The sequence below is a fragment of the Actinomycetes bacterium genome (assembly GCA_022396035.1).
Classification (GTDB): domain Bacteria; phylum Actinomycetota; class Humimicrobiia; order Humimicrobiales; family Humimicrobiaceae; genus Halolacustris.
Window position 1 is genome coordinate 1 of record JAIOXO010000031.1, and the last position, 11679, is coordinate 11679.

11 protein-coding genes are annotated in these 11679 nt (G+C 41.2%); 2 read left to right on the top strand and 9 right to left on the bottom strand.

Translation table 11 applies throughout. The annotated features are described in order from the left end of the window. Positions 1-457: 457 nt before the first annotated feature. The 8 genes from nifS to K9H14_07850 all read right to left on the bottom strand — a co-directional run bounded on the left by nifS (position 458) and on the right by K9H14_07850 (position 8280). Positions 458-1615 (bottom strand): cysteine desulfurase NifS, encoded by a 1158-nt coding sequence (gene nifS / locus K9H14_07815; protein MCG9480095.1) that lies wholly within the window; start codon positions 1613-1615, stop codon positions 458-460. Between the two features lie 40 nt (positions 1616-1655). Beyond that, the gene (gene cysK / locus K9H14_07820; protein MCG9480096.1) at positions 1656-2573 is read right to left on the bottom strand and encodes a cysteine synthase A; all 918 of its coding nucleotides are present in this window, start codon (positions 2571-2573) and stop codon (positions 1656-1658) included. A gap of 83 nt (positions 2574-2656) precedes the next feature. After that, the gene (locus tag K9H14_07825) at positions 2657-3067 is read right to left on the bottom strand and encodes an Rrf2 family transcriptional regulator (protein MCG9480097.1); all 411 of its coding nucleotides are present in this window, start codon (positions 3065-3067) and stop codon (positions 2657-2659) included. 156 nt (positions 3068-3223) lie between these two features. Then, positions 3224-3709 (bottom strand): hypothetical protein, encoded by a 486-nt coding sequence (locus K9H14_07830; protein MCG9480098.1) that lies wholly within the window; start codon positions 3707-3709, stop codon positions 3224-3226. A gap of 288 nt (positions 3710-3997) precedes the next feature. After that, complete coding sequence (locus tag K9H14_07835; protein ID MCG9480099.1) at positions 3998-4729, bottom strand: TylF/MycF family methyltransferase; 732 nt, start codon at positions 4727-4729, stop codon at positions 3998-4000. Continuing rightward, positions 4726-5784 carry an NAD-dependent epimerase/dehydratase family protein gene (locus K9H14_07840; GenBank protein ID MCG9480100.1) on the bottom strand — a complete coding sequence of 353 codons (1059 nt, stop codon included), beginning with the start codon at positions 5782-5784 and terminating at the stop codon, positions 4726-4728. Before K9H14_07840 ends, K9H14_07835 begins: the two co-directional genes overlap by 4 nt. A 230-nt stretch (positions 5785-6014) precedes the next feature. Further along, the gene (locus K9H14_07845) at positions 6015-7037 is read right to left on the bottom strand and encodes an HD-GYP domain-containing protein (GenBank protein MCG9480101.1); all 1023 of its coding nucleotides are present in this window, start codon (positions 7035-7037) and stop codon (positions 6015-6017) included. Between the two features lie 61 nt (positions 7038-7098). After that, positions 7099-8280 (bottom strand): hypothetical protein, encoded by a 1182-nt coding sequence (locus K9H14_07850; GenBank protein ID MCG9480102.1) that lies wholly within the window; start codon positions 8278-8280, stop codon positions 7099-7101. A 137-nt stretch (positions 8281-8417) separates the two neighbouring features. On the opposite strand from K9H14_07850, the gene K9H14_07855 reads away from it, so the two are divergent. After that, complete coding sequence (locus tag K9H14_07855; protein ID MCG9480103.1) at positions 8418-8765, top strand: hypothetical protein; 348 nt, start codon at positions 8418-8420, stop codon at positions 8763-8765. Positions 8766-8779: 14 nt separating this feature from the next. Next, a complete protein-coding gene (locus tag K9H14_07860) occupies positions 8780-9736 on the top strand; it encodes a radical SAM protein (GenBank protein MCG9480104.1) in 957 nt (318 codons plus the stop codon). On the opposite strand, the gene K9H14_07865 is transcribed toward K9H14_07860, so the two are convergent. Beyond that, positions 9737-11482 carry a PHP domain-containing protein gene (locus tag K9H14_07865; GenBank protein ID MCG9480105.1) on the bottom strand — a complete coding sequence of 582 codons (1746 nt, stop codon included), beginning with the start codon at positions 11480-11482 and terminating at the stop codon, positions 9737-9739. Positions 11483-11679: the final 197 nt, after the last annotated feature.

Consider the following 11679-nt stretch of genomic DNA (forward strand, 5'->3'; position numbering starts at 1 on the left):
AACTACCTTCACTGGTTTGAGTTTATTGATACTGTAGCGAAGGGTAAAACCAGGCAAGCAGCAAGAAGGGCTCTTCTGCTGGGAGCTTGTTCTGTAAAGGTGGTGTAGGGAAAATCAACAATACTTTTAAAAAGAGCCTTATTTTACTACTTATATATGGTTTTCTTAAATTATATTCTTAACCCCAGGTATATAACTAATCAATAGTTAATCATGGTGATTTAAGTAAATTGTCACTGGCAAGTATTATATTTTTTTGAAGGTTTACAGAGTTATTCTTTTTATCCTAGAACAGAAATATTTATTCTCTGAGAAAATCGTATATATAACAACCAAAGATCCATCGATGAAACCGCCGTATATTAATTTTACAACTAAAGCTGTTTTGCAGTATCCAACATTAATCAACCACCATTATTATAACTTAAGGCTACAACCTTATAAATTTTAAACTTCTCTAATAACATGGGGATATAGCCCTCAATTTGTTTACCGCTTCTGAAAGCTTATCAATAACAAAATTTACATCTTCTTCAGTAGTAAACCTCCCCAGGCTGAACCTTACCGAACTTCGCGCCAAATCATCAGGTACCCCCATGGCTTTTAAGACATGAGACGGTTCATGTTCCGATGACGAGCAGGCAGAACCAGTAGAGCAACTAATCCCTTCCTGGTCAAGGTGCATTACCACTGACTCCCCCTCTGCATACCTTACAGACAAATTAATATTACCGGGAAGCCTTTTACCCATTGGTCCATTCAGCCCTACATCCTGCAGCCTCTCAGATATCCCCTGTACCATTTTTTGCTGTAAGTGCCTCAATCTCTCGGTTTCTTCTTTAATTTCTCCAAATGCTATTTCAGAAGCTTTAGCCAATCCAACAATACCGGGAACATTTTCGGTAGATGCCCTCTTTCCCATCTCCTGTCCTCCCCCGTCCATAAATGGTTTTATTCTGGTGCCTTTTCTTACATATAAAAAGCCTGCACCCTTGGGGCCATAAAGTTTGTGGGCTGAAGCACTCAACAGGTCAACTCCCAGCTTATTAACCTCTAGGGGGATATGGCCAAAAGTCTGCACCGCATCGGTATGAAAACATATATTGTATTTTCGGGCTATCTTCCCGATATCTTCTATAGGTTGAATGGTGCCGACCTCATTATTTGCATGCATTACTGAAATAAGAATGGTTTCTGTAGTAATAGCTTTCTCAATTTCATTTACATCTACAATTCCATTTTTATCCACCGGGACATGGGTTACTTTAAATCCCTGATCCATTAAAGAAGCACATGATTTTATCACCGCAGGATGCTCTATTGAAGAAGTGATTATGTGGTTGCCCTTCTTTCTATAGGCATAGGCTACCCCTTTTATTGCAGTATTATCACTTTCTGTTCCACCGCTGGTGAAAATAATTTCGGACTTTTGCGCCCCCAGATATCCTGCAATTTTTTCCCTTGCTTTATCTAATATCTCACTAGCCTCCTGACCATGAGAATGTATGGATGAGGGATTTCCAAACCTCTTGGAAAAAAAGGGGAGCATTGCTGTTACTACTCTTGGATCGCAAGGGGTGGTTGCCCCATAATCCAGGTATATTCTTTTTTTCATATTTGTCCTAAAATGTTGATCATGGATTAACCGCCCGGCCTTAAAACAAATCTGTAGACAGATAGCGTTCTCCGGTATCGGGTAAAATTACTACAATTAATTTGCCCTTATTTTGCTCCTTTTTTGCTATCTCCATTGCCGCCCATACCGCCGCACCGGATGATATACCAGCCAGTATGCCCTCCTCTTTTGCCAGCCTGTTTGCGGTGTTGGCGGCATCAGCGTTTTTTACCCTTATTATTTCATCAATCAGGGACACTTCTAATACTTCTGGAATAAAACCGGCTCCAATACCCTGTATTTTATGTGGTCCTGCGTTTCCCCCTGAAAGAACCGCCGAATCATAGGGTTCTACTGCAACTGCCTTAAATTCAGGTTTTCTTTGCTTAATCACATCAGCAATTCCGGTAATAGTGCCTCCGGTTCCCACCCCGCTAATCAGTATATCGATTTTTCCATCGGTGTCCCTCCAAATTTCTTCCGCTGTAGTTTTCCTATGGATTTCAGGATTAGCCGGATTTTTAAACTGCTGGGGCAAAAATACATCATCTATCTCCGTGGTAAGTTCTTCAGCCTTTTTTATAGCCCCGGCCATACCCTCGCTGCCAGGGGTTAAAACTATCTTTGCACCAAAAGCCTCGATCATCTTCCTTCGTTCCACGGACATGGTTTCAGGCATGGTAAGTATAAGCTTATACCCCTTGACCGCGGATACAAAGGCCAGGGCAATTCCAGTATTTCCACTGGTGGGCTCTATTATAGTAGTATCTTTTTTTAGCAAACCTTTATTTTCAGCATCCTCTACCATAGAAATACCAATCCTGTCTTTTACACTGGATAAGGGGTTAAATGATTCTAATTTGGCCACCAGGGTGGTATTTAGACCCTTTGATAGATTGGCCAGCTCAACCATTGGAGTATTTCCTATCAATTCCGCTATATTTTTTGCGATTTTCATTTTCCTTCTCTTCTACTAAATTATATTTGAATAAATTATAAAATCTGTTTTAAGCCACAATCTTAAGTTCCCTCAGTCACCTTTTATTTATGATTTTCAATCATATCCTGCAGTGTTTTTGATTCTAAGGTTTCTTCAATTTTCTGGCCAAGTTCATTCCATAAATCCCTGGAGCTGCAGTAATTATACCGGTTGCATATCTGTGGAGCTGTAATGCACTCCACCAATACAATTGGTCCCTCCAGGGCAACGATTATCTCCTTTAAGGTTATTTGGTCTGGTGATTTGGACAATACATAACCCCCATGTGCCCCCCGGCTGGAATGGATAAGACCTGCAGTTTTTAAATTGGGAACTATTTGCTCCAGATAGCCTGCAGAGATTTCCTGTTTTTTAGCTATATCCTTTAGCAGCATAAATCCTCTACCGTAATTCAGGGCCAGCTCCAGCATAACCCTGGTGCCATACCTGCCTCTGGTAGAAAGCTTAAACATTAAAGCCCCCAAAATTTATAGTAATCTACTAGAACCTGTAAGGAAATCTTAAAACATCTGAACCGATTTTTAAAGTATCTTACCTGGCTGGTTTTTCTGCACCTGGCCAGGTATAAACTTTCAGATAAAATATTGGTAATCCTGTATTTCTGGAGTTTATTCTAAAAATGGTGCTTTTTTAACCAATTTCGTATTCCTCCACCAATTACCCAGACCTGCCCATTGCTCTTCTCTGGTAAAAGAAAAACCTATTAAGAGCAGTAACAGCAAGTATACAATATGTTCATCTATTAAGAAAAAGTTATGTTCTTTGGGTAAAACAGCAGACCACATCAAAAACATCAACAAGCTTCCAGCAATTGCTGCTATTTTTAATCCTATTCCCAGTATTAATGCGAGTCCTAAAAACAACAGGCTAAGCATAAAGAGCCAGTCTACTATAGCGGTCCCCCCTATACTATTATATACAGGGGCAAAGGGTCCTGTTGCTCCAAACTTAAGGAATCCTTCAGTTGGAGAGCCTCCAGCAATCCAGGCACTACCGGGCTCAGTTGTATAACCCAGGCCAAATAACTTATCTATAAACGGCCAGAGCAATAATAAACCTAAAGCCCATCTCGAAAAAGTCCTTATTACCTTCATTTGTCCCCCTATACTCTATTAATATTATAATTCTTATTATATTAGTATAGTATAAAATTAAGAATGTGCAAGCAAAATTATTTGGATTAATTTTTTGCCCAAAAACTTATAGGTAGAATTAAAAAAATTATTGGAAGGAAACTCTGTATTGGATTATCCAAAAGCATTGCTTTGGGCCTAAATTATTTGGCGCTGCCAATCTCCATAAACAATTATTACAGATTAACCATTCAGCCCAAACCGGGACTAATCCTGATCCCAATAAACATATCCAGGCATTGCCAGCTTTTAAGACTGTTCATGCACCAAGAACATTTTACCATTACGTTCAAATTCCATAACCGGTTTTAGTTCAAGGTACTTATTCTTTTGCATAAATTCCTTCAATGCCCGCTGCTGGCCCAGTTCCTGGCCTTCTGTAAAGGAATACCAGTCATCAAATACCAGTACTGTTTTATCTGCAATTAAATCCTGCAGCCAGTCCAGCGCTACCCGTGTAGAAGAATACAGATCACAATCAAATAAAACCACTCCTGCATATCCGGCTCCTAAATCACTTTTGAGCTGCTCGGTTAAAGTCTTTTCATAAAAGCCTTCAACCAGTTTTATCCTGTCGAAGTCCACTCCGTATCTACGTAAATTTTTCTCCACCTGTTCTCTGGTGCAGGCAAACTGGCCTTCAAAGAACCTGCCCCCTGTTTTATCTACATCTTCTACCTGGGGAAGCCCCTGAAAAGAATCGAACCCATAAAAACGGGTCTGATCCAAGCCCAATTTCTGGGCAGCCTTAAAAGCACAGTAGAAAGTATAACCCTTATACAATCCAAACTCATAATAATCACCTATGAGCTCCCCTCCATGCTGCTGGCTGGCAATTTGGAAAGCCCGGTCTATGGCCCCCGGCGCCCCGGGACTCAGGGATTTGAAGCCCATATTCATGGCATGATATATGCGTGAACCAAAACGAAACAAGGGAGGATAATTTCTTAACAGCGATTCCAACTTATTTTTTAAGGTCATGATTTATCCTTATTGAATTTATTTTTCTTTTTCCTGAAACGAATATGCATTTTACCATTAAGCAACCCCTGATCAAAATACCAATCAGCAGTCCGGGTTAAGCCCTGGTCCAGATCAACTACCGGATTAAAACCCAGCTCTTTTTTTGCTTTCTTAATACTAAAGGCTCTATTTTTATAAAAAAAGTCAAGCCTTCGGCTGTATAGCGGAGGCTCCAGACCAAAAGGTCTGTACAGTGCTTCACAAACAGCAGCTGCAACCTTTAAAGGCCCCAACGGCAATTTGCCGGAAGGCAGTTTTCTGTTAACAGCAGAAGCAACCTTTCTGGATAACTCGGTGATAGTAGTATACTCTGGTCCTGCCAGAATATAGGTTTGGCCTACAGCTTCAGGCTTTTCTCCACAAAGGCTGATTCCTTCTACCAGGTCATCAATGTAGATTAAGTGATACAGTGTCTTACCTGTACCAATTATTCTAAACCGTCCAAGATGGATACTCGCAAATATTTTTAACAACCTCATATCACCCGGCCCGTAAACCCCTGAAGGCCTGAATATGGTAGCAGGCAAACCTTCCTTAATGGCCTCCTGGACCACCATCTCTCCCTCCAGCTTGGTTTGCTGGTAGATATCTCCCGGATCATAAGGGGAATTCTCGTCCCCGGGTACAGATTTGACGTCACCATGCACCCCAATGGTACTACAGTGAACCAGCCGGTGTACTCCAAATTTTTTAGCTGCATTTACAATATTGCTGGTGCCTTCAACATTAACCTGCCTGTAAACGTCATCTGAATGCCTGGCCGAACGATACAGGGCTGCAATATGGAAAATGGTATGGACACCTCTTACAGCCTTTTCCACCTGCACTCTGTTGACAATATCACCCTGGATTAAATGGATCCCTGCCTTTTTTAAATGATTCGCCCTGCCCAGATCACGGACCAGAGCCCTCACTCTGTAGCCCCTTTTGGCCAAAGTTAGAGCTAAATTGCCTCCAACAAATCCAGTAGCGCCAGTTACCATAACTAATTTGTTTGTAGGCTTTTTTTCCAATATTTCAATCCTTTGCTTAGTGTTTCATCGCAGATAGCACCATCAAATATAAACTGCAATTAGGCAGCCTCTGATGCTGGCCAGCTTTTAATAATCTGTACCGGAGGGCAAAAATTACCAGATATCAAAGTTGCTGTCAACCTGAATATACTTTTTAACCGGCAGATGACCTAACCTTAAAAATTATAACTATTAAGGATAAAAAAACAACTGTATGCAGACTTAAAAAATTAAAATCGGTAATTTTTTTGCTTAAATAAGCTGATGCAGGCTTTCGCTGCTGCAGTATCATAAAGCTTATCCTGATTCTTCTCTATTTCCCGGAGAGCCTTGCCTATACCCAGAGCCGGTCTGTAGGGCCGGTGAGAAGACATGGCTTCCACCACATCTGCAATAGCCAGTATCCTGGCTTCTGTCATTATTTCATCTCCCGCCAGGTTCCGGGGATAACCGGATCCATCCATCCTCTCATGATGCTGAAGTACTATCTTTTCAATAGGCCAGGGGTAATTAATTTTTTTAAGCATGTTGTAACCCAGTTGTGAATGGGTAGAAATCATTCTGTATTCAATGTCTGTAAGTTTACCCGGCTTGGCCAGTATAGAAGCAGGTATATTTATCTTGCCAATATCATGTAAGGCTGCTGCATAACTTAATCCCTCTGTAGTTTTTTTATCCAGATTCATCTCCCCGGCTATGGCCCGGCACAGCCTGGCTACTTTCTTCTGGTGTCCGGCAGTATAAGGGTCCTTTATTTGAACCATGTGGGAAAAGGTATCTATTATACCCCTGTAATTGTTTTTTAAATCATCAAGGCTGCTCTCAAGCTTATATTCTATCTGCTTCTGGCTGGTTATATCCTTAAGAAATACTACTACCGAACAATCCTGATGGCGGCCTTCTATTACCGCACAGCTGGCATGTATCTGCTTTTTTTGCTGTTTAAGATTATCAATAGTTAAATTTAGATCCACCCGGGTTTTCCCCCTGCCCAGTTTTTTTAGCAGCAATCTGAATTTTGAACACAGGCCGTCATTTATAAGCTTATGCCTGTTATCTCTTAAATCTGTACTGGAATTCGCCCCCAGGAGCTTTAAGACTGCCGGATTTATGTTTTTTGCTTCAACTTTTAACAGCCTGTCTCTTAAATCCTGTATGGTGGATTTTTTCCCATCTGTGTTTTGGGGCAGTATATCATCATATTCAAACTCTATTAAAGCCTCTGGTAAAAAATCTATTATTTTAGAATACAATGTATTAATATATTATATAATAAGTATTTACCAATTATACAGAAAAGCTGCCCAAATGCAATTATTTATCCAGAATGCTCCTGGTATGGAAGTAAAGCAGACTGCTGCCTGAAGAATTTATAACCCGGATATCTAACTGTGAATCCTTGTACCCAAACCTTACCTTATGGGCATGGGTTACCTTGTCATCGATTATACGGTACTGCTTCCCGTCTTCATAATAGTAATAACAGTAGTTATCCTGCTTATATGCTGCCTCCTGGCTGGATATTAACTTCAGATCTTCTTCATTTATCCTATAATCGCCCTGATTCAGGCTTAAAAGGATGGAAGTAGTTAGATCTCCATCCACAGCAATCTTTTCTGAGGATGTTACCACGGCCAGATCAGGTCCAATATTCATATTCTTTGCAAATATCCCAGAGTAACAGGTACCCAAAAAAAGGTTGGTCTCTGTTCCCATATTTACAATGCCTGAAAGCTGACGGGAGCTGACACTAAAGCTTTCTCCGGATGAAGTAGAAAAAATAAGGGAATCCTTGGTGCCGTGGGTAACTATAAATAAATTAACCAGCTGGTATTCTGATGATATTATGGAATCAATAGCTGTTTCCAGCTGGTCCAAACTTTCAATATCTACCCAGACATTTCCATGTTTATGTCTCCGGCTGACTATCAACCGGTTAATCTGGTTCCTTAAATTTAAAGAAAGTTCTGAAATAACCAGGTCGTCTGACTCCCTGCTGAATTTGCTGTTCCGGTTGTTGTTAATCACGAACCATGGAATATTCAGCATATCCGAAATGTTTGCAAAATACAGTACCGAATCCAGGGGCAACTCAGCACTGCCCCCGATTATTATAGAAACCGGCTGCCTGAAAGAATGGACCACATAGTCCTGCCGGTAATTTTCTGGAATCTCTGCAATTATAGTGGAGAGCCTAATTATATCTTCAGCCACAGGCCGGTAGTCCATAATAGTCTGTAGCCCTGCAATGGTAGCAATCCGGTACAGGGCATACAGGGCCTGGCCCCCGGCATCCTGGTAAACATCATACAGCTGGCGGTCGCCCTGCTTAAATTGGTATAAAAAATCCTGGTAGTTATCCTCATCACCTGAACCGGGGCTGTATTTGGCCGGATTTACCGGCACCGAACCGGGCTGCCGGGGCCAGATGAAACCAGAGCCTGCCACAATAACCATTAACAAGGCTGTCGCAGCTATTATTAATCTTTTATTCATAAACCTATTTTATCTGCAAAAACAGAATTTATAAACCAACCTTTTTGTTGATTTTATTGTCAACTTAATCTTTCTATAATTCCTTATTTTGTGGTTTTTTATGGGGTAGTATTAAAAAAAATCTATAAATAACTGGTATGAAATACTCTAATAAACATTTTGGCCAGGCTTTACATGAACAGATAAAGTCTAAAAATATTAAGCTCAGAAGCCTGGCAAATAAAACCAACCTAAATTACAGTTATTTCAGCAAACTTACCAGGAAAAGCAAGCCCCCGCCGGTAGAAACCATGGAAATCATAGCTTCCGGCCTGGACATAGCTCCAGATTATTTTCTGGAGTACCGCCTTCATAAGCTCAACCAGCTGCTGACCAGCTACCCTTCCATTACCGATCAGGTGATATCTTATGCCCACCGGTTGGCCTCCAAAGAAGATTTAAAAATTGCCGAAGAGGATAAAAAGTTCACAAAAAAGGAAAAATAATATATTTTTATCCCATGAAGATAAAAACTATATCCCATAAACTAAACAGTATGCTTAAATCCTGCAGGCTTTGCCCCCATAAATGCAGGGTTAACAGAATAGAAGGCCAGACCGGATTCTGCGGAGCGACCCATATGCCGGTGGTTTCCGCTGCAATGCCCCATCACGGAGAAGAGCCTCCCCTTTCAGGAAACAGGGGCTCGGGCACTATTTTTTTCTCCTACTGCAATATGGCCTGTCTCTATTGCCAGAATTATCAGATAAGCCAGCAGCATCAGGGAGAGAAGGCAACCATTGTTGAACTGGCAGATATGATGCTTAATTTACAGCATAGGGGATGTCACAATATAAATCTGGTATCTCCCACCATCTGGATTGCACAAATTGTAGAAGCTTTAACCCTGGCCAAGGAGAAAGGTTTAAATCTACCTGTCGTTTATAATACTGGAGGTTATGAAAATCCTGAAATCATAGGCATGCTGGATGGCATCATAGACATTTACATGCCTGACATGCGTTACAGCAATGATGATTATGCCTATCGGTATTCTAAAATTAAAAATTATTCACAATACAATCGCCAATCGGTAATTAACATGTACAAACAGGCAGGAGAACTGCAGTTAAACCAACAGGGTGTCGCTGTTAGAGGCCTGCTTATAAGGCTGCTGGTTCTGCCTGATGACCTGGCGGGAGTAAAACAGACCCTTGAATTCATAAAAAAAGAACTCTCCAACAAAGTGGCTTTAAGCATAATGGCCCAGTATCACCCAACCTTTAAAGCCTGCGGATATCCTGAAATAAACCGCCCGGTAACCGCTAAAGAATATAACCAGGTAGTTAATTATGCACAGCAGCTGGGTTTTGAATTAGGTTATGTGCAGGATTACCGCCGCCTTCCGGGAGAAGATGATCCCTTCCTGCCCGATTTTAATCAGAAAGATGTGTTTGGTCCCGGCAACAAAGGTTAACTACCGGTTTCTCTTCCACTGTAGTATACTGCCGTAATCCATGGTATTTAACACCTCTTCCCTGCTAAGACCGGCCCTTCTGGCTATATCCACTCCCAGCCTTATATTATCCAGGTTGTGAGGACGGTGGGAATCGGTATTTATAACCAGTTTAACTCCTGCATCCCTGGCCTTGCCCGCATTATATTCATCCAAATCCAGCCTTAAAAAATAGGAGTTAATCTCCAGGGCTTTGTTATACTTTGCCGCCTGCTGGATAATCTGATCCATATCTAGAGAATAAGGGGCCCTGCTGCCAAATACCACCCCTGTTGGGTGCCCCAGAAAATCAATATAAGGATTGGCCAGAGCAGCCACCGCTTTCCGGGTATTCTGGCTGCAGCCATATTTAAAGCTGGAGTGCATGGATGCTATAACTATATCCAAATTCTTTAGTATATTATCATCATAATCAAGCATCCCCTCATCTTTTATATCAACTTCCGCTCCTGACAGAATTCTTATATCCCCCATTCTTTGGTTCAGGCTTCTAACCCAGTCCAGTTTATCTTTGAGCCGGTGCTTATCCAGCCCATTTCCATAAATATTGGAATGTGAATGATCGGTTAAAGCCAGGTACTGGTAATTATGCTGTCTGATAGTATCCGCCAGATCCTGTTCACCTATCAGGCCGTCACTGAAGCTGGAATGAATATGCAGATCCCCTTTTATATCTTCCATTTCCACCAGCCGGGGCAGCTTATTCTGTCCGGCCATGCTGATTTCCTTCCTTCCTTCCCTGAGCTCACAAGGCACATATTGAAGTCCTGCCAGGCGGTATATGTCTGCTTCGCTTTCCAAATTACAGCTGTATATATCTATGCCCTTTTGCTCCAGGATTTTTAGTACTTCCCTGGTGTGAACCCGGTTTCCGGTAGTGGTAAAAAGGTCTACAATAAAACGGCTCCGGGTACATACTATTATTTCTATATCAGTATCCAGCCTGGACTCATAAACAAAACTGGCATTTAGACTACCTGTGTTCTGAGACTTTTTGGCTTTTAAATAATCTATTCCGGCCAGTTGTTCTAAAAATTCTATAGTCCGGTCCACCTTAAAATCACCTTGATTAAAATCTGTGGCTACCAGTATATCAATGTCTCCCAGAATAGGTTTCTTTCTCCGGGCAGAGCCAGTTACCTCTATATTGGTCACATGGCCCAGAGACTTAATTTGCTTTATTAACTCCGGTATAAAGTTTTCTACGTATCCCCGGGGTATTTTCCCCTGCATCTGCTGGTAAAAATCAATAGTCCTGCTCAGTCTTTCCACCATTATACTGTCCAGTATGCTTTCTCCCTCTGGTTCAGTTAACCTGGATACCATCCGGGGATTTTGCAGGCTGTTTTTTAAGCTTTCCAGATTATCTGCTGAAAGCATGTGGTAAACCTTCATCATCCTTGCAGACCCCAGGCCGCTCATACGGATAAACTTAATAAGCTGCTCAGAATATTTTTGGGTCAGCTGCTCATAGATTTCTATGGTACCGGTTTTAAAAAACTCCTGTATATAACCATAAACCTCCCCACTTATTCCCGGAAGGGATAACAGTAAATTATCCTGATAAGCCCGATTTATGTCACCAGGATAATCCCTTATGGTCCTGGACGCCCTCATTATAGGGAATACAATATCTTTTTCCCGGGGCCCCAGTTTATACAGCTCCGCTATATAAGTTAATATATTTGCCAGCTTCAAATTAAGCATTTTCTATAAAACCTCAGGTTATGATAGTATAAGATTTGATATTATACACAAAAAAATAAGGCTCTATTTAAAAGTATTGTTGAAATACGAACATACGTTTGATAACATAGTTCTAAATTAAGTATGTTCGAAAGGAAAAGAATGGTAAAAGATACAAAAAAGAAACTCTACCAACTACTGCTGAGTCTCTCAGAGGA

Bases quoted from the DNA above. Each gene is read 5' to 3' on its own strand.
- K9H14_07835 (MCG9480099.1), bottom strand. From the start codon at position 4,729: ATGACCTTAAAAAATAAGTTGGAATCGCTGTTAAGAAATTATCCTCCC.
- K9H14_07850 (MCG9480102.1), bottom strand. From the start codon at position 8,280: ATGAATAAAAGATTAATAATAGCTGCGACAGCCTTGTTAATGGTTATT.
- K9H14_07830 (MCG9480098.1), bottom strand. From the start codon at position 3,709: ATGAAGGTAATAAGGACTTTTTCGAGATGGGCTTTAGGTTTATTATTG.
- K9H14_07865 (MCG9480105.1), bottom strand. From the start codon at position 11,482: ATGCTTAATTTGAAGCTGGCAAATATATTAACTTATATAGCGGAGCTG.
- cysK (MCG9480096.1), bottom strand. From the start codon at position 2,573: ATGAAAATCGCAAAAAATATAGCGGAATTGATAGGAAATACTCCAATG.
- K9H14_07860 (MCG9480104.1), top strand. From the start codon at position 8,780: ATGAAGATAAAAACTATATCCCATAAACTAAACAGTATGCTTAAATCC.
- K9H14_07855 (MCG9480103.1), top strand. From the start codon at position 8,418: ATGAAATACTCTAATAAACATTTTGGCCAGGCTTTACATGAACAGATA.
- nifS (MCG9480095.1), bottom strand. From the start codon at position 1,615: ATGAAAAAAAGAATATACCTGGATTATGGGGCAACCACCCCTTGCGAT.
- K9H14_07825 (MCG9480097.1), bottom strand. From the start codon at position 3,067: ATGTTTAAGCTTTCTACCAGAGGCAGGTATGGCACCAGGGTTATGCTG.